Origin of the sequence: Microbacterium sp. B19(2022) (genome assembly GCF_012030385.1) — a bacterium.
Classification (GTDB): Bacteria; Actinomycetota; Actinomycetes; order Actinomycetales; family Microbacteriaceae; genus Microbacterium; species Microbacterium oxydans_B.
In genome coordinates, this window is record NZ_JAAUVO010000013.1 from 37,832 (window position 1) to 62,039 (window position 24,208).

The 24,208-nt window shown below is 69.6% G+C and carries 22 protein-coding genes; 18 read left to right on the plus strand and 4 right to left on the minus strand.

Annotated elements, in window-relative coordinates; genetic code table 11:
- Positions 1-68: 68 nt before the first annotated feature.
- From HCX50_RS12835 to moaA, 12 genes are all read left to right on the plus strand, one after another.
- Positions 69-785, plus strand: a complete 717-nt coding sequence (locus tag HCX50_RS12835; protein ID WP_167634657.1) for an ArsR family transcriptional regulator — start codon at positions 69-71, stop codon at positions 783-785.
- Complete coding sequence (locus tag HCX50_RS12840; protein ID WP_091030153.1) at positions 772-2,187, plus strand: cytochrome ubiquinol oxidase subunit I; 1,416 nt, start codon at positions 772-774, stop codon at positions 2,185-2,187. The genes HCX50_RS12835 and HCX50_RS12840 overlap by 14 nt, the downstream gene beginning before the upstream one ends.
- 14 nt (positions 2,188-2,201) lie before the next feature.
- The gene (gene cydB, locus HCX50_RS12845; protein ID WP_167634658.1) at positions 2,202-3,230 is read left to right on the plus strand and encodes a cytochrome d ubiquinol oxidase subunit II; all 1,029 of its coding nucleotides are present in this window, start codon (positions 2,202-2,204) and stop codon (positions 3,228-3,230) included.
- The gene (cydD, locus tag HCX50_RS12850) at positions 3,227-4,894 is read left to right on the plus strand and encodes a thiol reductant ABC exporter subunit CydD (RefSeq protein WP_167634659.1); all 1,668 of its coding nucleotides are present in this window, start codon (positions 3,227-3,229) and stop codon (positions 4,892-4,894) included. The genes cydB and cydD overlap by 4 nt, the downstream gene beginning before the upstream one ends.
- On the plus strand, positions 4,891-6,558 hold the full coding sequence (gene cydC, locus HCX50_RS12855) for a thiol reductant ABC exporter subunit CydC (protein WP_167634660.1): 1,668 nt from the start codon (positions 4,891-4,893) through the stop codon (positions 6,556-6,558). The genes cydD and cydC overlap by 4 nt, the downstream gene beginning before the upstream one ends.
- 146 nt (positions 6,559-6,704) lie before the next feature.
- Positions 6,705-8,015: an MFS transporter gene (locus HCX50_RS12860; RefSeq protein WP_091030254.1), complete on the plus strand. Its 1,311-nt coding sequence runs from the start codon at positions 6,705-6,707 to the stop codon at positions 8,013-8,015.
- Positions 8,016-8,038: 23 nt separating this feature from the next.
- A complete protein-coding gene (locus HCX50_RS12865) occupies positions 8,039-11,785 on the plus strand; it encodes a nitrate reductase subunit alpha (protein ID WP_167634661.1) in 3,747 nt (1,248 codons plus the stop codon).
- On the plus strand, positions 11,785-13,467 hold the full coding sequence (gene narH / locus HCX50_RS12870) for a nitrate reductase subunit beta (RefSeq protein WP_167634662.1): 1,683 nt from the start codon (positions 11,785-11,787) through the stop codon (positions 13,465-13,467). The genes HCX50_RS12865 and narH overlap by 1 nt, the downstream gene beginning before the upstream one ends.
- A complete protein-coding gene (gene narJ, locus HCX50_RS12875) occupies positions 13,464-14,168 on the plus strand; it encodes a nitrate reductase molybdenum cofactor assembly chaperone (RefSeq protein ID WP_167634663.1) in 705 nt (234 codons plus the stop codon). The genes narH and narJ overlap by 4 nt, the downstream gene beginning before the upstream one ends.
- Complete coding sequence (narI, locus tag HCX50_RS12880) at positions 14,165-14,923, plus strand: respiratory nitrate reductase subunit gamma (protein WP_167634664.1); 759 nt, start codon at positions 14,165-14,167, stop codon at positions 14,921-14,923. Before narJ ends, narI begins: the two co-directional genes overlap by 4 nt.
- A 21-nt stretch (positions 14,924-14,944) precedes the next feature.
- Positions 14,945-16,252, plus strand: coding sequence for an MFS transporter (locus tag HCX50_RS12885; RefSeq protein WP_337749628.1), 1,308 nt, complete (start codon positions 14,945-14,947; stop codon positions 16,250-16,252).
- Between the two features lie 49 nt (positions 16,253-16,301).
- Positions 16,302-17,369 carry a GTP 3',8-cyclase MoaA gene (gene moaA, locus HCX50_RS12890; protein WP_167634665.1) on the plus strand — a complete coding sequence of 356 codons (1,068 nt, stop codon included), beginning with the start codon at positions 16,302-16,304 and terminating at the stop codon, positions 17,367-17,369.
- Between the two features lie 33 nt (positions 17,370-17,402).
- Here moaA and HCX50_RS12895 read toward each other — a convergent pair whose 3' ends face one another.
- From HCX50_RS12895 to HCX50_RS12910, 4 genes are read right to left on the minus strand one after another with little or no spacing between them, the layout of a single operon-like run.
- Positions 17,403-18,134 carry a sulfate/molybdate ABC transporter ATP-binding protein gene (locus tag HCX50_RS12895; RefSeq protein WP_140403300.1) on the minus strand — a complete coding sequence of 244 codons (732 nt, stop codon included), beginning with the start codon at positions 18,132-18,134 and terminating at the stop codon, positions 17,403-17,405.
- Positions 18,131-18,964 carry an ABC transporter permease gene (locus HCX50_RS12900; RefSeq protein WP_443189882.1) on the minus strand — a complete coding sequence of 278 codons (834 nt, stop codon included), beginning with the start codon at positions 18,962-18,964 and terminating at the stop codon, positions 18,131-18,133. The genes HCX50_RS12895 and HCX50_RS12900 overlap by 4 nt, the downstream gene beginning before the upstream one ends.
- Before the next feature lie 26 nt (positions 18,965-18,990).
- Entirely contained in the window at positions 18,991-19,761 is a 771-nt protein-coding gene (modA, locus tag HCX50_RS12905; RefSeq protein WP_167634666.1) for a molybdate ABC transporter substrate-binding protein, read from the minus strand.
- Entirely contained in the window at positions 19,758-20,147 is a 390-nt protein-coding gene (locus tag HCX50_RS12910) for a TOBE domain-containing protein (RefSeq protein ID WP_029262425.1), read from the minus strand. The genes modA and HCX50_RS12910 overlap by 4 nt, the downstream gene beginning before the upstream one ends.
- 155 nt (positions 20,148-20,302) lie before the next feature.
- Between HCX50_RS12910 and HCX50_RS12915 the strand changes: the two genes are divergently transcribed.
- Genes HCX50_RS12915 through HCX50_RS12940 form a run of 6 tightly spaced genes read left to right on the plus strand, consistent with a single transcriptional unit; the run spans position 20,303 to position 24,206 of the window.
- Positions 20,303-21,397: a HesA/MoeB/ThiF family protein gene (locus HCX50_RS12915; protein WP_167634667.1), complete on the plus strand. Its 1,095-nt coding sequence runs from the start codon at positions 20,303-20,305 to the stop codon at positions 21,395-21,397.
- The gene (locus HCX50_RS12920; protein ID WP_167634668.1) at positions 21,394-22,620 is read left to right on the plus strand and encodes a molybdopterin molybdotransferase MoeA; all 1,227 of its coding nucleotides are present in this window, start codon (positions 21,394-21,396) and stop codon (positions 22,618-22,620) included. Before HCX50_RS12915 ends, HCX50_RS12920 begins: the two co-directional genes overlap by 4 nt.
- Positions 22,617-23,090, plus strand: coding sequence for a cyclic pyranopterin monophosphate synthase MoaC (gene moaC, locus HCX50_RS12925; RefSeq protein WP_167634669.1), 474 nt, complete (start codon positions 22,617-22,619; stop codon positions 23,088-23,090). The genes HCX50_RS12920 and moaC overlap by 4 nt, the downstream gene beginning before the upstream one ends.
- Entirely contained in the window at positions 23,087-23,695 is a 609-nt protein-coding gene (gene mobA / locus HCX50_RS12930; protein WP_167634670.1) for an NTP transferase domain-containing protein, read from the plus strand. The genes moaC and mobA overlap by 4 nt, the downstream gene beginning before the upstream one ends.
- Complete coding sequence (locus HCX50_RS12935; protein WP_167634671.1) at positions 23,692-23,973, plus strand: DUF6457 domain-containing protein; 282 nt, start codon at positions 23,692-23,694, stop codon at positions 23,971-23,973. The genes mobA and HCX50_RS12935 overlap by 4 nt, the downstream gene beginning before the upstream one ends.
- A complete protein-coding gene (locus HCX50_RS12940) occupies positions 23,973-24,206 on the plus strand; it encodes a MoaD/ThiS family protein (protein ID WP_091030099.1) in 234 nt (77 codons plus the stop codon). The genes HCX50_RS12935 and HCX50_RS12940 overlap by 1 nt, the downstream gene beginning before the upstream one ends.
- Positions 24,207-24,208 lie beyond the last annotated feature (2 nt).

Consider the following 24,208-nt stretch of genomic DNA (forward strand, 5'->3'; position numbering starts at 1 on the left):
TATCGACCAGGTGTTTATTCACGGCCGGACACCGGTGCAACCGGCCGGTATCACGGGATACTGGGATCATGGCCAACGGCGGGTCCGTCTGCGGGCCGATATCGAGCTACTCCCGGGTGCAGATCCTGCACCTGCTCTTCGAAGCGGGAAGCGCGAAGGCGCGCGCCGAACTCAGCATCGCTGAGCTGTGCGAGGCCACGGGTCTGCATCCCAACACGGTCCGCGAGCACCTGCAGCGGCTGATCGAAGGCGGCCACGTCATCCCGACCGTCGAGCACCGCACGACGCGGGGGCGACCGCGCACCCTCTACCGGGCCGCCACAGGCGCGCCGGGGGCATCCAGCCCGGTGGCGCGCGACAAGGCGAAGGCGGCTGCACGTCGGGGCGACCTGATGCGCAGCATGATCCCCGACGCCGGGTCAGGGCTCGGCCGCGATGCCACGTATCAGCTCGACGCGCTCGTGGAGCACCTGGAGGAGAGCGGCTTCGAGCCCCTGATCGACGACGGCAGCCTCACGATCGACCTCAGCCCGTGTCCGCATGCGGCCAGCCGGTCCGAGGACCGCCCGATGCTGTGCCGCGTGCATCTCGAGCTCATGCAGAGCGTGCTGAACGAGGCCGGCGGACCACTCGAAGCCGAGTGCGTCCGCGACGCCGTCCTCGCATCGGACTGCACCGTCCAGCTGCGCGACGCCACGGCGCGGATGGCCGAGGGAACGACGCTGCGGCGTCCCGGCACGGGGCAACGGCCTCACAGAACAGGAGTAGCGCATGGAATGGCTTGATCCGCTCGCTCTCGCCCGATGGCAATTCGGGCTGACGACCGTCTACCACTACCTGTTCGTTCCGCTGACGATCGGCATGGCCCTGGTGGCCGCGATCTTCCAGACCGCGTGGGTGCGCACCGGCAAGGTCCAGTACCTGCACCTGACCCGCTTCTTCGGCAAGATCTTCCTGATCAACTTCGCCATGGGCGTCGTCACCGGCATCGTGCAGGAGTTCCAGTTCGGCATGAACTGGTCGGACTACTCCCGCTTCGTCGGCGACGTGTTCGGCGCCCCGCTCGCCTTCGAGGGCCTGCTCGCGTTCTTCTTCGAGGCGACGTTCATCGGGCTGTGGATCTTCGGCTGGGACAAGCTCCCGCAGAAGCTCCACCTCGCCACGATCTGGTGCGTCTCGATCGGCAGCATCCTCTCGGCGTACTTCATCATCGCGGCCAACGCGTTCATGCAGAACCCCGTCGGCTACACCTTCAACGAGGCGACCAACCGTGCCGAGCTGACCGACTTCTGGGCGCTGCTGACCAACCCCGTCGCTCTCGCCGCCTTCCCGCACACCATCTTCGGCGCGTTCATGTTCGCCGCCGGTGTCGTCATCTCGGTCTCGGCCTGGCACCTCTCGCGCGGCCAGCACTTCGACACCATGCGCATCTCGCTCAAGTTCGGGCTGTGGGCGATGATCGTCTCCACCGCGGGCGTCGTGCTCACGGGAGACCAGCTCGGACTCGCGATGTACGCCGCGCAGCCGATGAAGATGGCGGCAGCGGAGGCGACGTTCAACACGGTCTGCGGACCGGACGCCTCGTTCAGCCTCTTCACGCTCGGCACACCGGACGGCAGCTCCGAACTGTTCTCGATCCGAGTGCCGTATCTGCTGTCGCTGCTGTCGACGCACACCCTCGACGCCTGCGTGCACGGCATCAACGACCTGAATGCCGAGTACGCCCAGACGTACGCCGCCACGGGCCTCGAGGACTTCGCCCCGGTCCTGTGGATCACGTACTGGGCGTTCCGCTGGATGATCGGCCTCGGCATCGCCGCCGCGCTCGTCGCCGTCGTCGGCCTCTGGCTGACCCGCAAGGGCGCCAAGAAGCCGCCGGCGCAGTGGATGTGGAAGCTCGCGATCTGGTCGTTCCCGCTCGCGCTCGCCGCCAACATCATGGGCTGGGTCTTCACCGAGATGGGCAGACAGCCCTGGATCGTGTTCGGGTTGATGACCACCCAGGACGGTGTCTCGCCGGGAGTCAGCGGCCTCGAGGTACTGATCTCGCTGATCTCGTTCACGGCGATCTACGCGGCGCTCGCCGTCGTCGAGATCCGCCTCATCATCCGGGCCGCGCAGAAGGGACCGGACACCGACGAGCAACCGCACGAGGAGACGGCCCAGCTGCCGTCGGTCGTCTACTGAGAGGGAGGAGCATCATGGATCTCGCAACACTCTGGTTCTTCATCGTCGCCTTCTTCTTCGTGGGCTACTTCGTGCTCGACGGGTTCGACTTCGGCGTCGGCATGTCGCTGCCGTTCCTCGGCAAGGACGACGTCTCGCGCCGTCAGGTGATCAACACGATCGGCCCGGTCTGGGATCTCAACGAGACCTGGGTCATCGTCGCCGGCGCCGTGCTGTTCGCGTCGTTCCCCGAGTGGTACGCGACGTTGTTCAGCGGCTTCTACCTGCCGCTGCTGCTGATCCTGCTCGCGCTGATCCTGCGCGGCGTCTCGTTCGAGTACCGGCACCAGCGCGACAGCGTGAAGTGGAAAGCGGGCTTCGACCGGATGATCGTGATCGGCTCGGTCGTCCCGGCGCTGCTGTGGGGCGTCGCCTTCGGCAACATCGTGCAGGGCGTCGCGATCGACGAGAACCACATCTACGTCGGAGGCTTCTTCGCGCTGCTGAACCCGTACGCCCTGCTGGTCGGCGTCACCACGCTGCTGCTGTTCTTCCTGCACGGCGTGCTGTTCGTCGCACTCAAGACCGACGGTCAGGTGCATGAAGACGCGCGGCGCCTGGCGAAGAGGGCGGCCATCCCCACGATCCTCGTCGCGGCGGCCACGGTGATCTGGACGGTCATGATCGCGATGGGGCGCGAGGCTCCGCTGCTCTGGCTCGTCATCGGCGCCGGTGCGCTCGCGGCGGTCAGTCTCATCGCAGCAGTCGGGTTCTCGCTCGCTCGGCGCGACGGCTGGGCGTTCTTCTCCGGCATGCTCACGGTGCTGTTCGCCGTGGTGATGCTGTTCGCCGCCCTGTTCCCGTTCGTGATGCCGTCGACGATCGACCCGGCCTACAGCCTCACGATCGCGAATGCGTCGAGCACTCCGTATACGCTGCAGATCATGAGCTGGACCGCCTTGATCGCGATGCCGCTCGTGCTCGCGTACCAGGCGTGGACGTACTGGGTGTTCCGCAAGCGCGTCACCCGCAAGTCCATCGAGGGGGCTCCGGCGCACGCGTGAAACCCGTCGATCCGAGACTGCTGCGATACGCGGGTGCCGCGAGGGGCTTCCTCGCGGCATCCGCGTTGATCGGCGTCGTCCAGACGGCGGTCGTGATCGTCTTCGCCTGGCTGCTGACGGATGCCGTCACCGGGGCGATCGCGGGGCGTGACGTCTCGGCATCCCTGCTCTGGCTGCTGCTCACGGCACTGCTGCGCGGGCTGCTGATCGCCGCCTCGGATGCCGCGGGGACGCGGGCTGCCGCGAAGACCGGGATGCAACTGCGCTCGGCCCTGATGTCGGCGGTCGGGCGACTGGGACCGGGGTGGCTCGCACAGCGGAACCAGACCGAGCTCGCCGTGACCGCGGGGCATGGACTGGAAGCCCTCGACGGGTACTTCGCCCGCTACATCCCGCAGCTCGTGCTGACCGTGATCGCGACGCCGGTGCTGGTCGCGGTGATGTGGTGGCAGGACTGGCCGAGCGGGCTGACCGCGATCATCACCCTGCCGCTGATCCCGCTGTTCCTCATCCTGATCGGGATGGCGACCCGCACGGTGCAGACCCGGCAGTGGAAGACGCTGCAGCGCCTCGCCGCCCGCTTCGCCGACACGGTGCAGGGGCTGTCGACGCTGCGGCTGTTCGGGCGTGATCGGCGCGCTGCCGACCGCATCGAGGTCACCGCCGACGAGTATCGCCGCGAGACCATGAAGGTGCTGCGGTTCTCGTTCCTGTCCGGCTTCGCGATGGAACTGCTGGCCTCGCTGGCGGTCGCGCTCATCGCGGTGTCGGTCGGGTTCCGGCTGCTGTCGGGCGACCTGACGCTCGAGGTCGGGCTGTTCGTGCTGCTGCTCGCACCCGAGGCGTTCCTGCCGATCCGACAGGTGGGGGTGCAGTTCCACGCGGCCGCCGAGGGGGTTGCGGCGACCGAGGACGTGTTCGAGGTGCTCGACGCGGCGCGGGCCCGGGTGCAGGGCGGTCATGACTCCTCAAGAACTCCGCTGAAACAGCGTTCGGGAGCCGTGCTGGCCTCTCGTGGCGAAGATTCTGAGGAGTTGCGAACAGCGCACCAGGGCAACCTCGTGGTCGAAGGGCTGCGCGTGCGGGACCTGCCGCCCGTGTCGTTCACCGCCGCGCCGGGGACGATCACGCTGATCGAGGGGCCGAGCGGGGCGGGGAAGTCGTCGCTGCTCGCGGCTCTCCGGGGAGCAGCCGACTTCGACGGGACGGCCGCCTTCGCCGGGAGCGACGTTCGCGAGCTCTCCCCGGCGGCGTGGCTCGCCTGGGCTGGGCAGACTCCGGGGTTGATGCGGGGGACGGTCTCGGCGAACGTCGCGCTCGGCGACGCGGAACCGGATGCCGACCGCGTCCGTGCGGCGCTCGACACCGCCTGCGCCGAGGGCATCGACCCCGCCCTCGAGCTCGGCGTGCAGGGCAGTGGTCTGTCGGGAGGCCAGGCGCAGCGGATCGCTGTCGCCAGAGCGCTCTACCGACAGTCGTCCGACCCGAGCCGGGTGCTCGCACTCGACGAGCCTTCGAGTGCTCTCGACCCCGACACCGAGGGGCGGCTCTGGCGGTCGCTGCGCGCGCGAGCGGATGCCGGGGCGACCGTCCTCCTGGTGTCGCACCGTCGGACCGCGCGGGACATCGCCGATCACATCGTGACGCTGGGGGTGAACGCATGAGCGGGTCGACACGTCGCGAACGGATCCGCGGCGTCCTGAAGCTCGCGCAGCCGCCGATCGGACGCTTCCTCCCCGGACTGGTCTGGGGAGTGCTGTCGGCTGCCGCCGCCGTGAGCCTGCTGGCGGTCAGCGGCTGGCTCATCGTGAGCGCCTCCATCGTCGACTCGCTCGTCCCGCTGTCGATCGCCGTCGTCGGCGTGCGGTTCTTCGCCGTATCCCGCGCGGTCACCCGCTATCTCGAGCGGCTGAGCGGCCACGATGCTGCGCTGCGCCAACTCGCCTCGACGCGGGCCGACATGGTGCGGAGACTGACACCGCTCTCTCCGGCCGGTCTCGGCGCGACGGATCGCGGACAGATGCTCACGGCGCTCGTGGACGATGTCGAGAACCTGCAGAACCTGCCGCTGCGTGTGGTGCAGCCGCTCGGGGTCGCCGCGGTCGTGGCGGTCGGGGCCGTGGGCTTCATCGCATTCGTCTCGCCGCCGGCCGCCCTCACGCTGGCGGTGTGCCTGTTGGCCGCTGCGGCCGCGGCGATCGGACTCGGCTGGGTGTTCGGCTCACGTGCCGAAGCGCTCGTGTCCGTGCGACGGGCCGAGCTCTCGGCCGCGCTCGTCGACTACTTCGGCAGCCTCGACGTGCTCCTGGCTTACGGCGCCGAGGCGAAGGCGCGCGAGCGGATCGCGGCAGCCGACGCCGCATTGCGACGCGTCGTCGACCGCGCCTCGTTCGCGCAGGCCATCGCCGCCGGCGTCGTCTCCGCGGTCGCCGGGGCGGCATCCGTCTGGGCGCTCGCCGCTGCCGCGCCCGGGCTGACCGACGGTTCGATCGACGGACCTTGGTTGGCCGTGGCGGTGCTCGTGCCGATGGTGGTGTTCGAGATCTTCGGTGCGGTTCCGGTGGCCGCGGCGTCGTGGCGGAGCGTCCGCTCGAGCGCGGAGCGCATCGTCGACACGCTGCCGGAGCGGATGCCCGATGAGCTGCGGCCCGACGCGGGCGACGACGTCGAGCTCGCCGGCACGCCGACGATCCGGATGCGCGGCGTTCGCGCGAACTGGCCCGGCGGTGACCCTGCGCTCACGGGGGTCGACCTCGATCTGCAGCCAGGAGAGCGGGTGCTGGTGGCAGGGCCGAGTGGGGCGGGGAAGAGCTCGCTGGCGGCCGTCCTCGTCGGCTTCCTCCGCGTGCAGGGCGAGTACCTGATCGACGGGCAGGACGCAGCGGAGATGTCGGGGCCGGCGCTGCGTCGAACCGTCGGCCTCTGCGAGCAGAGCCCCCAGCTGTTCGATGAGGACATCCGCCAAAACCTGCTCTTCGCGCGCGACACGGCGACCGACGATGAACTGTACGCCGTGCTCGACCGGGTCGGTCTCGGTGAGTGGGCGCGGGAGCGCGGCGGTCTCGACGCCCGGGTCGGCGACCGGGGCGCGCTCGTGTCGGGCGGTCAGGCGCAGCGCATCGCCCTCGCCCGCGCCCTGCTGCGTGGGTTCCCCGTGCTGGTGCTCGACGAGCCGACCGCGGGGGTCGACCCTGATGCTTCCGATGCGCTGCTGCGCGACCTGCTCGAGGCGGCGGGGGAGCAGTCGGTGCTGTTGATCTCGCACGTGGCCCCGCCCGCAGGAACGGTCGACCGCGTGGTGCGCCTCGACGGCGGCCGCACGGTCTGAGTCGAGACGCCGACGTGACGACCGATGCGGGTCGTCTCGGCGTGACGAGACCCCGAATTAAAACGGTTCGGTCCGCGACCTGATCCGACGCCATCCGCGATACTGGATGTAACACGTTACATGCGTGTTCTGAAGGGATCGTGCACGTGAAATCCGGGGAAGCACTCGCGAAGGACCTGTCCAACTGGAATCCGGAAGACGACGCCACGTGGGACAGATCCCTCGCCTGGCGCACCCTCTGGATCACGACCTACTCGCTGTTGCTCGGCTTCGCGACCTGGTACCTGGTCAGCGCGATCGCCCCGCGGCTGAACGCCATCGGCTTCGACCTCGACCAGGGGCAGCTCTACTGGCTGGCGGCGATCCCCGGTCTGGCCGGCGGTCTCCTCCGCTTCGCTTTCATGTTCCTCCCGCCCATCGTGGGCACCAGGGCGCTCGTGGGATGGAGCTCGCTCCTTCTCGCCCTCCCCATGCTCGGGTGGACGCTCGCGGTGCGCGACACGTCGACTCCCTATGCCGTGCTCCTGGCATTGGCCTTCGCAGCGGGGATCGGCGGCGGCGTCTTCTCGGGCTACATGCCGTCGACCAGCTACTTCTTCCCGAAGCGGATGCAGGGCACGGCGCTCGGTCTTCAGGCCGGCATCGGCAACTTCGGCATCGGCGTCGTCCAGGTGCTGGTGCCGTGGGTGATCGGTTTCGGGCTCCTCGGCACCTGGTTCCTCGACCCGCAGTCGACGGTCGACGGCGGCGCGAACATGTGGCTGCACAACGGCGGTCTCGTCCTGATCCCGTGGGCGGTGCTGGCGAGCATCCTCGCCTTCGTCTTCCTCCGGCGCGTCCCCGTGCAGGCGAACTTCCGGGAGCAGCTCGACATCTTCCGCCTGAAGCACACGTGGATCATGACCGCGATCTACATGATGACCTTCGGTGCCTATGCGGGGCTCGCGGCGCAGATGGGGCTCATCATCGTCAACGTCTACGGCGGGTTCGAGAACGCCCCCGATCCGCTCGCCTACATGTGGATCGGTCCGGCACTCGGGGCCCTCGTGCGCGCGGTCGCCGGCCCACTGTGCGACCGATTCGGCGGGGCGCCGTTCACGTTCATCTCGGGCATCGGCATGACCGCCGGGACCATCATCACGCTGTTCTTCCTCGCGCCGACGGACGTGAACGGGTTCTGGGGATTCATGGCCGGAATGATCACGATCTTCTTCTTCGCCGGCCTGGGCAATGCGGGCACGTTCAAGCAGATGCCGATGCTGTTCCCGAAGCGCCAGGCGGGCGGCGTCGTGGGCTTCACCTCGGCGGTGGCGGCGTTCGGACCGTTCATCGTCGGGATGTCCTTGTCGGCCGTCGCCCCGTTCGCGTTCTTCGTGATCTGCGGGGTCTGGTGCCTGTTCTGCACGGCGCTGACCTGGTACTACTACGCGCGTCCGGGCGCGCCCGCCAAGAGCTGACCGCACGATCTGAGAGTTGCGCCATGACACCGACCACGCATGACATCCATCCGGCCACCGATGGTCCCCTCGCCGACGCGCTGCTCGGCATGGGGCGCTTCCTCCGACGCGGCGAGGTCTCGCAAGACCTCCGGTCGCTCTTCCTCGAGGGCGGCCGCTCCGGCGACGTGTTCTACCGCGACCGGTGGGCGCACGACAAGGTGGTCCGCTCCACCCACGGTGTCAACTGCACCGGCTCCTGCTCGTGGAAGGTGTACGTCAAAGACGGCATCATCACGTGGGAGGCGCAGCAGACCGACTACCCCTCGGTCGGCCCCGATTCGCCGGAGTACGAGCCGCGGGGCTGTCCGCGCGGCGCGGCCTTCAGCTGGTACACCTACTCGCCGACCCGCGTGCGCTATCCCTACATCCGCGACACGCTCGCCGAACTGTATCGGGCGGCGAAGGCGCAGCACGGCGACCCCGTGACGGCGTGGGCGTCGATCGTCGAAGACCCCGAAGCCGCGCGCTCGTACAAGAGCGCGCGCGGCAAGGGCGGACTGGTGCGCACCACCTGGGACGAGGCGCTCGAGATCGCGGCGGCGGCCCATGTGCACACCGTCAAGACCTACGGCCCCGACCGGGTCGCGGGTTTCTCGCCGATTCCGGCGATGTCGATGGTGTCGCACGGCGCCGGAGCCCGTTTCCTCAATCTGCTCGGCGGGTCCATCCTCTCGTTCTACGACTGGTACGCGGATCTGCCCGTCGCGAGCCCCCAGGTCTTCGGCGACCAGACCGACGTGCCCGAGTCCGCCGACTGGTGGAACGCGGGCTACCTGATCATGTGGGGTTCGAACGTGCCGGTCACGCGAACGCCGGATGCGCACTTCATGGCCGAGGCCCGCTACCGCGGCCAGAAGGTCGTCACCGTCTCGCCCGACTACACCGACAACACCAAGTTCGCCGACGAGTGGGTCGCTCCGCACCCCGGCACGGATGCGGCATTGGCGCTCGCGATGGGGCATGTCATCCTGACCGAGCACTTCGTGCAGAAGCGCACCGAACGCTTCGAGGACTACATGCGCCGGTTCACGGATGCTCCGTATCTGGTGACGCTCGAGCGCCACGGCGACCGTCTCGTCGCGGGCAAGTTCCTGACCGCGAGCGACCTGGGTGGCGCGGAAGCCGCCGCCGTTCGCGCGGACTTCAAGACCGTGCTCCTCGACGAGCACGGCGACGCCGTCGTGCCGAACGGGTCGCTCGGACACCGGTTCACGCCCGAGGACGAGGGCAAGTGGAACCTCGACCTCGAGGGCGTCGAACCTCCGCTCTCCATCGCCGACCTCGCGTCGTGGGATGGAGCGGCCGCCGAGGTCGCCCTTCCTCGGTTCGACCTCCCGCCCGAGGCCGGCGCCGAGCACGCCGGCGGTTCCGGCGTCGTGGTCCGGGGCGTGCCGACCCGCGAAGTCGCCGGCACGCTCGTGACGACCGTGTTCGACCTCATGCTCGCGCAGTACGGTGTCGGTCGCGAAGGCATCCCCGGCCAGTGGCCCACGGGCTACGACGACCCGACGTCGCCGGGTACGCCGGCATGGCAGGAGGAGATCACCGCGGTGCCCGCCGAGCAGGCGATGCGCATCGGTCGGGAATTCGCCGACAACGCCGAGCGCTCCGGCGGCCGATCCATGATCCTGATGGGTGCCGGGACGAACCACTGGTTCCACTCCGACACGATCTACCGCACGTTCCTGGCGCTGACGACGATGACGGGCTGTCAGGGTGTCAACGGCGGGGGATGGGCGCACTACGTCGGTCAGGAGAAGGTGCGGCCGATCACGGGGTACTCGCAGTACGCGACCGCCGGTGACTGGAACCGTCCGCCGCGTCAGATGATCGGCACGGCCTTCTGGTACCTGGCGACCGATCAGTGGCGCTACGACGGACTGCCCGCGGATCAGCTCTCCTCGCCGCTCGCCCGCGGGGCTTTCGCCGGCCGCACGACCGCCGACTGCCTGGTCGAGTCGGTCAAGCGCGGATGGATGCCGAGCTACCCGACCTTCTCCCGCAACCCGCTCGACCTGTGCGACGAGGCCGAGGCCGCGGGCAAGGAGCCCGCGCAGCACATCGTCGACTCGCTCACCGACGGATCCTTGCACTACGCGGTCGAAGACCCCGATGCACCGGAGAACTTCCCCCGGGTCGTGACGGTGTGGCGCGCGAACATCCTCGGTTCATCGGGCAAGGGGAACGAGTACTTCCTCAAGCACCTGCTCGGGACGGACTCGGCCATCCGCGCCTCCGAGACCGAGGAAGGCTCGCGTCCGCGCGACATCGTGTGGCGGGAGGACGCACCGGTCGGCAAGCTCGATCTGCTCATGACGGCCGACTTCCGCATGACCTCGACGACGCTGTTCTCCGACCTCGTCTTCCCCGCGGCGACCTGGTATGAGAAGTACGACCTGTCGTCGACCGACATGCACCCGTTCCTGCACTCGTTCAACCCGGCCATCAACCCGCCGTGGCAGACGAAGACGGACTACGACCTGTTCGGCGAGCTCGCCGAGCGATTCAGTGAGCTCTGTGAGGGGCATCTGGGTGTGCGGCGCGACATCGTCGCCTCCCCGCTGCAGCACGACACCCCCGACGTGATGGCGTACTCGCACGGTGTGGTCCCGACGGACGCCCCACTCGTGCCGGGGGTGACGATGACGAAGCTCATCCCCGTCGAACGCGACTACCCCGCCCTCGCGGCGCGCTGGAAGTCGCTCGGACCGCTCACGGCGAAGCTGGGCATGACGACGAAGGCGATCACCTATCGGCCCGACAAGGAGATCGCGTCGCTGGCACAGTCCAACGGGGTGTTCCCGTCCGGGCCGGCGGCCGGCCGCGTGCGGCTCGACACGGACAAGCGCGTCTGCGAGATGATCCTGGCGTTCTCCGGAACAAGCAACGGACGGCTGGCGGTGCAGGGGTTCCGCGAGCTCGAGAAGCGCACCGGTCAGCAGATGGCCTTCCTCGCCGAAGAAGAAGAGGGCAAGCGCATCACCTTCGCCGACGTGCAGGTGCAGCCACGGAGCGTGATCACCTCGCCGGAGTGGTCCGGATCGGAGCACGGCGGGCGGCGCTACACGGCATTCGCGATCAACGTCGAGCATCTGAAGCCGTGGCACACCCTGACGGGGCGTCAGCACTTCTATCTCGACCATGACTGGATGGAGGAGCTCGGAGAGAACCTGCCGACGTTCCGTCCTCCGCTGGACATGCACCGGCTGTTCGACGATCCGAAGGTCGGCGCGACCGGGCGCAGCACCCAACGAGGTGCGACGGGCCAGGCCGAGGTCGCGGTGCGGTATCTGACCCCGCACTCGAAGTGGTCCATCCACTCGGAGTACCAGGACAACCTCTTCATGCTGTCGCTGTCGCGGGGCGGACCCACCATCTGGATGAGTCCGCAGGATGCCGACAAGATCGGCGTGCGCGACAACGACTGGATCGAGTCGTACAACCGCAACGGCGTTGTCGTCGCGCGGGCGAACGTCTCGCACCGGATGCCGGAGGGCACGGTGTACATGTACCACGCGAAGGACCGCACGGTGGATGTGCCGATCGCCGAGACGAGCGGCCAGCGCGGAGGGATCCACAACTCCCTCACGCGAATTCTGCTCAAGCCCAGCCATCTGATCGGGGGCTACGCGCAGTTGGCCTGGGCGTTCAACTACCTCGGCCCGACGGGGAACCAGCGAGACGAGATCACGACGATCCGCCGTCGTGACCAGGAGGTCGAGTACTGATGAAGGTCATGGCGCAGATGTCGATGGTGATGAACCTCGACAAGTGCATCGGATGTCACACCTGCTCGGTCACGTGCAAGCAGGCCTGGACCAATCGCACCGGTGTGGAATACGTCTGGTTCAACAACGTCGAGACCCGTCCGGGCGTCGGCTATCCGCGCAGTTATGAGGACCAGGAGCGCTGGGGCGGCGGCTGGACGCGCACGAAGCGGGGGCGCCTCAAGCTGCGCAGCGGCGGTCGTCTGGCGAAACTGGCTCGCATCTTCTCCAACCCGAAGCTCCCCGAGATCCACGACTACTACGAGCCGTGGACCTACGACTACGACATGCTGATCAACGCGCCGAAGGGTGCGCAGGTGCCGGTCGCTCGGCCGAAGAGCCTTCTCACCGGCGAGAACATGAAGATCTCGTGGTCGGCGAACTGGGACGACGACCTCGGTGGCTCGATGGAGACCATGCAGGACGACCCGATCCTCCAGAAGATGAGCGAGCAGGTCGAGGCGGAGTTCTCCAAGGCGTTCATGTTCTACCTGCCGCGTATCTGCGAGCACTGCCTCAACCCGTCGTGCGTCGCCTCCTGCCCCTCGGGCGCGATGTACAAGCGTGCGGAAGACGGGATCGTCCTCGTCGATCAGGACCAGTGCCGCGGATGGCGGATGTGCGTGTCCGGTTGCCCGTATAAGAAGGTCTACTTCAACCACAAGACGGGCAAGGCCGAGAAATGCACGATGTGCTATCCGCGCATCGAGGTCGGATTGCCCACCGTGTGCTCCGAGACCTGCGTGGGACGGCTTCGTTACCTCGGCTTGGTGCTCTACGACGCCGACCGTGTGGCGGAGGCGGCGAGCGTGGAGGACGACAAGGCGCTCCTCGCCGCGCAGCGCAGCATCCTTCTCGATCCGAACGATCCGGCCGTGATCGAGCAGGCGCGGCGAGACGGCATCCAGGAGGACTGGATCGAGGCGGCCCAGCGCAGTCCGATCTGGCGGCTGATCCAGGAGTACGAGGTGGCGCTGCCGCTGCACCCCGAGTACCGCGCGATGCCGATGGTCTGGTACATCCCGCCGCTCTCGCCCGTCGTGGACGTGATCTCGGGTTCCGGCAACGACGGTGAAGACGCGCGCACCCTGTTCGCGGCGATCGACAAGCTCCGGATCCCGCTCGGCTACCTCGCCGAGCTCTTCAGCGCGGGGGAGAGAGGGCCGGTCGAGCATGCGCTCCGGCGGCTCGCGGCGATGCGGTCCTACATGCGCGGGGTCAGCATCGACGATGTGCGCGACGAGCGCATCGCCAAGGCGGTCGGCATGACGGGCGAAGAGGTCGAGGCCATGTACCGCCTGCTGGCGATCGCGAAGTACGAGGATCGATACGTCATCCCCTCGGCCCATGCGGAGCAGGCGCACTCGCTGGAGGAGATGGCGTGCTCGCTCGACTTCGACGGCGGCCCCGGCATGGGCGGGGCGGGGCCGTTCGGACTCTCCAGCGGGCAATCCGTTCCGGTCGCCGTGGAGAACTTCCACATGCTGGCCGACCGGCAGAGTGCGGACCGACCGTCGACGCCCGGCCGCGTCAACCTCCTCAACTGGGACGGTAACGGCGGAACGGATGGGCTGTTCCCGCCGGAATCGACGGGGCCGGTGCGGACGACGGGCCCGAGAGATCCCCAGGGGGACGATTCATGAGCACGATCCTGCCGCGGGTGACTCCGCGACGTGAGCTGCCGACGGAACTCGATCCGTTGGTGCTCTCCGCCGACCGGCGCGCAGCCGCGCACATGATCGCATCGCTGCTGCTCGACTACCCCGACGATGCCTGGTTCGCCCGGCTCCCGCTCCTGCAGGAGCGTGCGGCCGCTCTGCCCACACCGATCGCGGAAGCGCTGACGGGATTCATCGCGGCCGCGACGACCGCGGGGACGACCGAGTGGCAGCGACGGTATGTCGTCACGTTCGACCTCAAACGCAAGTGCAGCCTCTACCTGAGCTACTACGCCACGGGGGACACCCGCAAGCGGGGGACGGCACTCGTGACCTTCCTCGAGGCCTACCGTGCGGCGGGGTGGGAATTCGACGCGCAGGAGCTGCCGGACTATCTGCCGGCCGTGCTGGAGTTCTCGGCCCTGAGCGACTCACCGATCGCGGAGGCGCTGATCGCCTCGCACCGGGAGGGGATCGAAGTGCTGCGGGCCGCCCTCGAGGCGATGGACAGCGCGTGGGCCGCGGTGGTGCGTGCGATCACGCTCTCGCTTCCTCCCGTCGACGCCCGCACCCGGGAACGATTCCTCGCGCTCGTGAGCGAGGGGCCTCCCACCGAGACCGTCGGGCTGAGCTTCCTCGGCAATCTCGCACCCTTCGCGCCGGTGCCGCAGCGAGGAGAGTCATGAACGCGGTCGGCTTCATCCTCTGGGTGGCGGTCCCGTACGCGGCGATCGCCGTCTTCATCGTCGGACACATCTGGCGCTACCGGTACGACAAGTTCGGGTGGACCACGCGTTCGAGCCAGACCTACGAGAACCGGCTTCTCCGCTGGGGATCTCCGATGTTCCACCTGGGCATCCTCATGGTCATAGCGGGACACGTCGTCGGGCTTCTCGTCCCGCGCGAATGGCTCTACGCGATCGGCATCTCCGAGGAGATCTACCACTTCGGCGCGACGTCGCTCGGAACGATCGCCGCGATCCTGACGCTCGCCGGCCTCGCGATCCTCATCTACCGACGGCGGACCGTCGGGCCCGTCTTCCTCGCCACCACGGCGATGGACAAGGTGATGTACGTGTTCCTCGGGGCGACGCTCGGCTTCGGCACCCTCGCGACGGTGGTGTTCCAGGTGTTCGGCTCCGGCTTCCACTATCGCGAGACGATCTCGCCCTGGATCCGGTCGGTCCTCTTCTTCCAGCCTCAGCCGGAACTCATGGCCGACGTGCCGCTGCTCTTCCAGATCCACGTCGTCACGGCTTTCGCGCTCTTCGCTCTCTGGCCGTTCACGCGTCTCGTGCACGTGTTCTCGGCGCCGGTCGGGTACCTGTTCCGCCCCTACATCGTGTACCGGTCCCGCGACGATCAGCGCGGTGCGCGGCAGGTGCGCCGCGGCTGGGACCCCGTGCAGGCGCCGGATCCCGACAAGCTCCGCAAGCTCTAGGCCTCGGAAGGGATCACCGCTGTGTCTGTCACCCCGCGTCCGGGTGCTGTGAGCGTCCTGACGCTCTCCACCATCGCCTTCACGCTGATGTTCGCCGTCTGGCTGATGTTCGGCATCCTCGGCATCCCGATCCGAGACGAGTTCGGGCTGTCCGATGTGCAGCTCTCCTGGCTCACCGCGGTAGCGGTGCTCAACGGCTCGATCTGGCGGTTGCCGGCCGGCATCATCACCGACCGGTTCGGTGGGCGCCGCGTCTTCGCCGTCATGCTGCTGATGGCCGCGGTGCCGACGTTCCTCGTCTCCTTCGCGCACGACTACGGGGTGCTCCTCGTGCTCGCGTTCTTCGTCGGCATCGCGGGGAACTCGTTCAGCGCCGGCGTCTCGTGGAACAACGCCTGGTGGCCCGATGCGCGAAAGGGCTTCGCCCTCGGCGTGTTCGGTGCGGGCAACGTCGGCGCCTCGGTGACGAAGCTCATCGGACCGGCCCTCATCGCGGCGACGGCCGGCTCCACCTACCTCGGCTGGATCGTGGGCGGGTGGCGACTCGTGCCCGTGCTGTACGCCGTGCTCCTGGTCATCATGGCGGTGCTGGTGTGGCTCCTCGCTCCTCGGCCCGATCTGCTCCCCGGACAGGGGCGGTCGCTGTGCTCGCAGCTGCGACCGCTGAAGCATCTGCGGGTCTGGCGCTTCAGCATGTACTACGTGGTCGTCTTCGGCGCGTACGTCGCGCTGTCGGCCTGGCTTCCGCTGTACTACGTCGACAACTACGGGCTAGATCTGGCGGTGGCGGCACTCCTGACGGCGAGCTTCATCTTCCCGGCATCCTTGCTTCGTCCGCTGGGCGGCTGGTTCTCCGATCGCTTCGGGGCGCGGCGGGTCATGTACGCGACGTTCACCGTGATGCTGGCGGTGCTCTTCTTCTTGTCGCTGCCCTCGGGGCACCTGGTCGTGCAGACCGTCGACGGGTCGGCGACGGCGCTGCCGTTCACGATGCCGCTTGCGGCCTTCGCGTCGTTGGTCTTCGTGCTCGGGTGTGCGATGGGAGTGGGCAAGGCCGCCGTGTACAAACACATTCCCGACTACTTCCCCGCCGATGTCGGCTCCGTCGGCGGGCTCGTGGGCATGCTCGGTGGGCTCGGCGGGTTCGTCCTTCCGCCGGTCTTCGCCTACACGCTGGCCCTGACGGGGCTTCCGACCAGCACCTTCGCCATCCTCTTCGTCCTGACCGCGGCATGCGCGGTGTGGATGCACCTGACGGTGTGGCGGATGCTGCACACGCACTCGCCGCAGCTCGCGGGCCGGCTCGAGTCCGGGGAACTCGCCGGATGAGTCGGCGTACTCTCGGAACACGATCAGTCCATCCAGGAAAGGAGCCGGCATGAGCGCGATCCCGGTGCAGATCGGCCGTCGCGTTCCCGTCGCGCCCGAGATGCGCGCGGATGGCCCTCTGGTCGACACGCATGGCCGCGTCCACCGCGACCTCCGGATCTCGCTCACCGATCGCTGTTCGTTGCGCTGCACGTACTGCATGCCCGAGCAGGGGAACGAATGGCTCGCACGGGAGTCGATCCTCTCGGTCGACGAGATCGTGCAGGTCGCCCGCGTCGCCGCCGCTGCCGGTATCACCACGTTCCGCCTCACGGGTGGGGAGCCGTTGCTTCGACGCGACATCGTCGAGGTCGTGCGACGCCTCAGCGCGATCGAGTCGATCGACGGGCCGGTGCAGGTGGCGATGACGACGAACGGCATCCGTCTCGACGACGCGCTGGACGACCTGGTCGCGGCGGGGCTGCACCGCCTCAACATCTCGATCGACACCGTGCGGCCGGAGCGGTTCGCCGCACTGACCCGACGAGATCGATTCGAGGATGTGCGCCGCGGCATCGAAGCGGCCGCCGCATCGGACCTGCGCCCTCTCAAGTTGAACGCGGTCGCCATGCGCGGTGTGAACGACGACGAGCTCTGCGACCTGGTCGACTTCGCGATCGCGCACGGTGCCGAGATGCGCTTCATCGAGCAGATGCCACTCGACGCGGGGCATGAGTGGGATCGCGGCACGATGGTGACGCGAGACGAGATCCTCGCCGCGCTCGCGCAGCGGTGGCAGCTGTCCGAGATGCCGGGCCGAGGGGGTGCGCCGGCCGAGCGGTGGCTGCTGGACGGCGAGCACACGGTCGGCGTGATCGCGTCGGTCACCGCTCCGTTCTGCGGAGACTGCGACCGCCTGCGGCTCACGGCCGACGGACAGTTGCGCAACTGCCTGTTCTCCGCCGATGAGTTCGACCTCCTCCCGGTGCTGCGTGGGGATCGACTCTCGGACGGCGACTCCGATGCGGCGATCGATGCCGTGCTCCGCGGATGCGTGTGGGCGAAGCTGCCCGGTCACGCCATCAACGACCCCTCATTCCTGCAGCCCGCACGCGGGATGAACGCGATCGGCGGCTGATCGCCTGAGGGGGAGCCCGGATCGGCCGGACGCTCAGCGTGCCGAATCGGCGACGGCCGCGGCGAAAGGGGTCGCCGGGGAGGTGAGCACTTCAGCGACGGCGGCATCCTGAACGATGCGCCCGGCCTGCACGATCACCAGCCGCTCCGCGAGAGCCTGGGCGTCGAGGATGCCGTGCGAGACGAGGATCGTCGTGGTGGCTCCGCGCTGTTCGCGCACGACCTCGCGCAGCTGGGCCGCGGCCTCGACGTCGAGCGAGGTGAACGGCTCATCGAGCAGCAGCAGTCGCGGCGAGGCGGCGAGGGCTCGCGCGAGGGCGATGCGCTGGCGCTGCCCGCCGGAGAGCTCATCGGGCCGCCGATCGCCATACCCGGCGAGGCCGATGCGGCCCAGCCACTCGGTGGCGCGCCGGGTGGACTCCTCTCGGGTGCGTCCGGCGGCCCGGGCGGCGAAGGCGATGTTCTGCGCAGCGGTCATGTGCGGAAACAGCAGGGCGTCCTGCCCGAGCAGGCCGATCGCGCGGCGCGACGGCGGCGTGTGCTGCCGCGGCCCGGAGAGGCGGAGCCCGTCGAGGTCGACGTGCCCCGCGTCGAGCCGCACGAGTCCCGCGATCGCCTCGAGGAGAGAGGTCTTGCCGGCACCGCTCGGGCCCATGATCGCGACGAACTCGCCCGCGGCGACGCGGAGTGCGGCATCGAGCCCCGCATGTCGCACGACGACGTGAGCGTCGAGGGATGCGGCCTCGGAGCCGACGTCGCCGGTCATCGGAGGGCCCCCGGCCGCCACGCCCGCACGAGCAGCAGCACGGCGACGGCAGTCCCCAGCAGCAGGATCGACAGGGCCACCGCCGTCTCGCGGCCCGCACCGGCGCCGTTGAAGGCGGTATAGATCGCGAGCGGCATCGTCTGCGTCACTCCGGGGGCGTTGCCGGCGAACAGGGCCGTGGCCCCGAACTCGCCGATGGCGCGGGCGAAGCAGAGGATCACCCCGACCACGATGCCGGGCGCGGCGAGGGGCAGCGTCACCCGCCACAGCACCGTGCTCGGCGAGGCCCCGAGCGTGGCAGCCGTGCGCTCGTATCGGCTCCCCGTGCTGCGGATCGTCCCCTCGACCGCGAGCACCAGGAACGGCAGCGCCACGAACGCCTGCGCGAGCACCACGGCCGCCGGCGTGAACGGGATGCCGGTGCCGAACCACGCGGCGATGAGGCCCCCGAGCGGACTGGAGCGGCCGAGGAGGAACAGCAGAGCCACCCCGCCCACCATCGGCGGGAGCACGAGCGGCACCGCGACGAGAGCCCGCAGCAGGGCGGCGGTGCGCGGCCCCGAGCGGGCGATGAGAAGGGCGAGCGGCAGGCCGAGCACGATGCACAGCGCGGTGGCGGCGAGTCCGGTGGTGAGTGAGAGGCGGAGGGCATCCAGTGCCACCGTCGAGGTGATGTCGGTCCAGAAGGTCGACCAGGATGCGCGCGTGAGCAGGGCGACCAGCGGCAGCGCGAGCAGGAGGATGCCGAGCACGGCGGGCGCGACGAGGAGGAAGGGGGGTGCCGCTCCCGTGTCGACCCGTCGCATCCTCGTCGTGCTCGTCCTCGTCATGCTCCGCCTCGCGGGCCGATCCCCGATCACGGCGTACCGAAGCCGTGGTCGGCGAGGATCTGGCGGCCGACCGGACCCCGCACGAACTCAGTGAATGCTCTTCCGGCATCCGTGGCGCCGTCGAGTGCGACGATCGGGTAGCGGTTCACGACCTCGTCGCTGCCCTCCGGCGCGAAGCTCTCGACGTCTTCGCCCACCACGTCGGTCGCGTAGACCAGACCGGCGTCCGCTTCGCCGGCGACGATCTTCTGCAGGACCGCGGAGACGTTCTGCTCGAGGCTCGCCGCCGTGACCGAGACGCTGGCGGTGCGGAGGAGCGTCTGCGACGCCGCTCCGCAGGGCACCTCGGGCGCGCACAGCACGGTGGTCGCTTCCGCGAGGTCGGCGAGTGAGGTGATGCCGGCGGGGTTTCCTGCGGGCACCGCGACCACGAGGGTGTTCGTCGCGAACGACTCCGGGTCTTCGGCGAGTCCGGTGTCGACGAGCGTCTGCATCGTGCGCTCGTCGGCCGTGGCGAGCACGTCGGCCTGTGCGCCCTCGGTGAGCTGCGTCACGAGCACGCTCGACCCGTCGTAGACGATCGGTGCGAACTCGACCGCCGGATGCTCCGCGGTGAACGCCGCCGCGATCTCGTCGAAGACCGGGCTCAAGGAGGCCGCGGCGAAGACGGTCACCTCGCCGGTGAGCTCGCCATCGGCGGCAGAGGGTGACGGATCGGCGGAGGAGGCGGCAGAGCAGCCGCCCAGCAGCAGGGCGAGGACCAGCGCTGCCGACCCAGTGAGGAGCCGGTGGTTCACCGCGGCGTCTCCACGATCACGGTGGTGGCCTTGATCACCGCGACGGCGAGCGATCCCGGCTGCAGATCGAGCTCTCGCACGGCCTCGGCCGAGAGCAGCGATACGAATCGATGCGGACCCGCCTGGATGTCGACCTGCGCCATGACGCCGTCGATCTGCACGCGGGTGACGAGTCCCGTGAAGCGGTTGCGCGCGCTGGAGAGCACATCGCCCGGAGTGGGCGGGGCCGCGGCGAGGGCGACCGCGTGCTGGGCGAGGGCCTCACCGGGGATGCGGGCGGGACTGTCGGCGGTGACCGGCAATGCGTCCTGGTCGATCCACCGCCGCACCGTGTCGTCACTCACGCCGAGCAGCCGTGCGGCTTCGGCGATGCGATAGGTGGTCACAGGCCGAGCCTAGATGCGCGAGTTCCGCAGATCCAGGCCCTCTACCGTGCATATTCCGCATCCGCGGAGATTTCTCGCGCTATCGGTCCTTCGGCGGACTATTTCTCCGGCGCTCGAAGGGCCTGGCACCACGCGTCCCGGGGTAGCCTGAGCGCATGCCGCTGCCTCCGCTCGTCGAGCCCGTCGCAGCACTCAGCGCCGCCGAAGCCCAGCGGACCGCGCGGCACCTCGTCCTCGCCGATCTGGGGGAACTCGGGCAGCGACGGCTGCGCGCGGCTCACATCGCCGTCGTCGGTGTGGGCGGGCTCGGATCCCCTGTCGTGCTCGCGCTCGCCGCAGCCGGCGTCGGCACCCTCACGGTCATCGACGATGACGTGGTCGAGCTGTCGAACCTGCAGCGTCAGGTGCTGCACCGCCTGGCCGATGTCGATGCGCCCAAGGTCGACAGCGCGGTGCGCGTCGCGGCCGACCTCGCACCCGAGACGACTGTGCTGCCCGTACGCGAACGACTCACCGCGACCAACGCCGAGGCGCTGCTGTCCGGGGCCGACCTCGTGATCGACGGGTCCGACACGTTCGAGACCCGCACGCTGGTGGCTGCGGCCTGCGAGCGGCTCGGGGTGCCGCTCGTGTGGGGCGTGGTGCAGGAGTTCGCTGCGCAGGTGACGGTGTTCTGGTCGGCACCACCCGCCGGAGTGCGGCCCGTCGTGTTGAGCGATCTGTATCCGCCCGAGGGGGTCGGCGAGCTGCCGAGCTGCGCGGCGGTGGGAGTGCTCGGGGCGCTCTGCCTCCAGGTCGGATCGGTGCTCGCGATGGAGGCCATCAAGCTCATCGCCGGCATCGGGGAGCCGCTGTTCGGCCGGGTGCTGCTGATCGACGCGCTGCGGGGGCGGATGAGCGAGGTTCCGCTGCGGGGGCGCGCGGAGACGAGCGCCGCGGCTACTTCGGTTCCCGCGCGCCCGGCGGTACCTCACATCACCGCGGGTGCACTCGATGACGAGATCGCCGCCGGGGCGTTCGTGCTCGATGTGCGCGAGGCGGATGAGGTCGCCTTCGGGGCGATCCCCGGCTCCCGGCACGCGCCACTGGCGGAAGTACTCGGTCGCCCTGACGCATTCGCCGCAGAGGGCCGGGTCGTGGTGGTGTGTCAACGCGGGGTGCGGGCGGTGCGCGCGGCGGCCGCGCTGCGGAGCGCCGGGGCCGATGCCGTGGTGCTGACCGGCGGCATGGACGCCTGGAGCGCGCGATGAGCGGCATGCGCACCGTCGAAGAGCAGCTCGCCGTCGTGCTTGCCGCCGTGCGGCCCCGTCCGGCGGTCACGAGGACTCTGGACGAGGCGATCGGCTTCACGCTGGCGGAGCCGGCTCGCGCGCAGAACCCGGTTCCTGTGTTCGACAACTCCGCGATGGACGGCTTCGCGGTGCGCTTCGCCGACGTCGCCACGGCATCCGACGAGCATCCGGCGGCGCTGCAGGTCGTCGCGGACGTGCCGGCGGGCAGCGCGGAGGATCCACCACTCGCTCGGGGCACGGCCGCCCGCATCATGACCGGCGCCCCGGTGCCGGCTGCGGCCGACACGATCGTGCCTTTCGAAGACACCGCCGGTGGCCTCGCCGATTCCCTGGGGGATATCCGGGTGGTTCGCGCACCGGCGGCGGAGGGCGCGCATGTGCGTCGGGCGGGGGCGGATGCCGCTGTGGGCGCCGTCGTTCTCGAACCGGGCACGCTGCTCGGCGCCCGGCAGCTGGCCGCACTGGCATCCGTCGGCATCGCTCGGGTCGCCGTCGCCCCGCGGCCGCGGGTGGCCATCGTCTCGACCGGCGCCGAGCTCGTCCCGCCGGGGGAGGCGCTGTCCCGGGGGCATATTCCGGAATCGAACGGGCTGCTGCTCGCCGGGCTCGTGGCCGAGGCCGGGGCCGAGGTCGTGTTCCGGGAGGTCGTCGGTGACGATGGTGCCGGCCCGGCCGACGCTGTGGCGCGTGCGACCGCGCTCGGGCTCGATGCCGTGATCTTCTCCGGGGGCGTGAGCGCCGGCGCATACGAGCCGGTGCGGCAGGGTCTGAGCGACGCGATGGAGTTCGTCAAGGTCGCGATGCAGCCGGGCAAGCCCCAGGGGTTCGGGGCGACGGACGCCGGCATGCTGCTGTTCGGGCTGCCCGGCAATCCGGTGAGCGTGGCCGTCTCGTTCGAGGTGCTGGTGCGTCCCGCGCTGCTGCGTATGCAGGGCCGGCACGACATCCATCGCCCGCTCCGGCGTCTCGCCGCCGGGGCCGAGTGGCGCACCCCTCCGGGTCGACGCCAGTATCTGCCCGCCGTGATCGACGCCGACGGCCGGGTGCACCCGGCGACCCGCGGCGGCTCCGGCTCTCACCTCGCGGTCGGCCTCGGGGTCGCCACCGCCTATGCCATCGTCGCCGCCGAGACCGACCAGGTCGAGGCCGGCGACCTCATCGACGTGCTGGAGCTGTCATGACCTTCACTCACCTGGATTCGGCCGGCCACGCGCGCATGGTCGATGTGACCGAGAAGCAGCCGACCGTGCGGGCCGCGACCGCCGCGGGCTTCGTGCGCTGCGAGCCGGAGACGGTGGCACTGCTCCGTGACGGCACGGTGCCCAAGGGTGATGTGCTCGCAGTGGCCCGCATCGCCGGCATCCAGGCGGCGAAGCGCACGCCGGAGCTGTTGCCGCTCGCGCACGTCATCGGCGTGCACGGCGCGGTCGTCGACCTCGACATCGAAGACACCGGGATCCGGATCAGCGCCACCGTGCGCACGGCCGATCGCACCGGGGTCGAGATGGAGGCACTCACCGCCGTCTCGGTCGCCGCGCTCGCCGTCGTCGACATGATCAAGGGTGTGGACCGCGCGGTGACGATCGAGAACGTGCGCATCGTCGCCAAGGAGGGTGGGCGCAGCGGTTCCTGGCGGAGGCCGGGGGAGTGACCACCTCGTCGCACGCCGAGGTCGGCGCCGTGCTGCTCGTCGGCGGTGAGGGCCGTCGGATGGGCGGCATCGCGAAGCCGCTCCTCGTGCTGGAGGGGCGATCGCTGCTGGCGCGCACCGTCGACGCACTGGTCGATGCCGGCGTGGGCCCGATCGTGGCGGTCGGTCTGGTGCTCGAGGAGTCGGCCGACGTGGTCTGGACGCGGGAGGAGCCGCCGCTGGGCGGTCCGGTGGCGGGGATCGCTGCGGGACTCGCGCGGATGCCGGCCGATCGGGTGCTGATCCTCGCCGGTGATCTCGCCCGACCGGATGCGGTCGTGCACGGATTGCTCTCTCACCGCGCCGATGACGCGGCGGCAGCGGCATCCGTCGACGGAGTCGTGTTCTCTGCGGACGGGCAGCCGCAGTGGCTGGCCGGGATGTATCGCACGGAATCGGTCCGTCGCGCGCTCGACGCGATGGAGACCGACAGGAATGCCTCGGTCCGCGCCCTCCTCGGCGATCTCGCCATCGAGTGGGTCGTCGACCAGGAGGGGATCACCGCCGACATCGACTCGCCCGCCAATCTGGCTCGCGCGCGAAAGGAACTCGAGGAGACGCCATGACCGAGAACAGTCGCACCCTTCCTCCGGAGGCGCTCGACGCCTGGGCGGCCGAGCTGCGCGAACGATTCGATCTGGGCGAGGAGGATGCGCCGGTCGCGCTGATCCTCGACCTCGCCCGAGACGTCGCGAACGGGGTCGCGCGCCCGGCGGCGCCGTTCAGCGCCTTCGTCGCCGGCCTGGTCGCCGGACGTGCGGGTGGCTCGCCCGACGACGTGCGTGCGGCGGTGGCCGCGATCGTCGAGCTCGCGAACGCGCATGCCGCGGAGGGGCAGAGCTGATGGCGACGGTGCGTTACTTCGCGGCCGCGGAGGATGCGGCGGGCCGGGCGACGGAGCCCTCGGATGCCGTGACTCTCGGCGCGCTCCGGGCCGAGCTCGTGGAGACCCATCCGGCGCTCGGAGCGATCCTCGACCGCTGTGCGCTGCTCGTCGACGGCGCCAGGGTGGACGACGACTTCGCGCTGGCGGGGGTGGGGACCGTCGACGTGCTGCCTCCGTTCGCCGGAGGCTGAGG

Coding starts and splice junctions, on each gene's coding strand:
- HCX50_RS12920 (WP_167634668.1), top strand. CDS start 21,394: ATGAGCGGCATGCGCACCGTCGAAGAGCAGCTCGCCGTCGTGCTTGCC.
- narH (WP_167634662.1), top strand. CDS start 11,785: ATGAAGGTCATGGCGCAGATGTCGATGGTGATGAACCTCGACAAGTGC.
- HCX50_RS12835 (WP_167634657.1), top strand. CDS start 69: ATGGCCAACGGCGGGTCCGTCTGCGGGCCGATATCGAGCTACTCCCGG.
- HCX50_RS12900 (WP_443189882.1), bottom strand. CDS start 18,964: ATGACGAGGACGAGCACGACGAGGATGCGACGGGTCGACACGGGAGCG.
- HCX50_RS12865 (WP_167634661.1), top strand. CDS start 8,039: ATGACACCGACCACGCATGACATCCATCCGGCCACCGATGGTCCCCTC.
- HCX50_RS12935 (WP_167634671.1), top strand. CDS start 23,692: ATGACCGAGAACAGTCGCACCCTTCCTCCGGAGGCGCTCGACGCCTGG.
- HCX50_RS12840 (WP_091030153.1), top strand. CDS start 772: ATGGAATGGCTTGATCCGCTCGCTCTCGCCCGATGGCAATTCGGGCTG.
- moaA (WP_167634665.1), top strand. CDS start 16,302: ATGAGCGCGATCCCGGTGCAGATCGGCCGTCGCGTTCCCGTCGCGCCC.
- cydC (WP_167634660.1), top strand. CDS start 4,891: ATGAGCGGGTCGACACGTCGCGAACGGATCCGCGGCGTCCTGAAGCTC.
- HCX50_RS12895 (WP_140403300.1), bottom strand. CDS start 18,134: ATGACCGGCGACGTCGGCTCCGAGGCCGCATCCCTCGACGCTCACGTC.
- cydB (WP_167634658.1), top strand. CDS start 2,202: ATGGATCTCGCAACACTCTGGTTCTTCATCGTCGCCTTCTTCTTCGTG.
- narI (WP_167634664.1), top strand. CDS start 14,165: ATGAACGCGGTCGGCTTCATCCTCTGGGTGGCGGTCCCGTACGCGGCG.
- HCX50_RS12940 (WP_091030099.1), top strand. CDS start 23,973: ATGGCGACGGTGCGTTACTTCGCGGCCGCGGAGGATGCGGCGGGCCGG.
- moaC (WP_167634669.1), top strand. CDS start 22,617: ATGACCTTCACTCACCTGGATTCGGCCGGCCACGCGCGCATGGTCGAT.
- HCX50_RS12915 (WP_167634667.1), top strand. CDS start 20,303: ATGCCGCTGCCTCCGCTCGTCGAGCCCGTCGCAGCACTCAGCGCCGCC.
- narJ (WP_167634663.1), top strand. CDS start 13,464: ATGAGCACGATCCTGCCGCGGGTGACTCCGCGACGTGAGCTGCCGACG.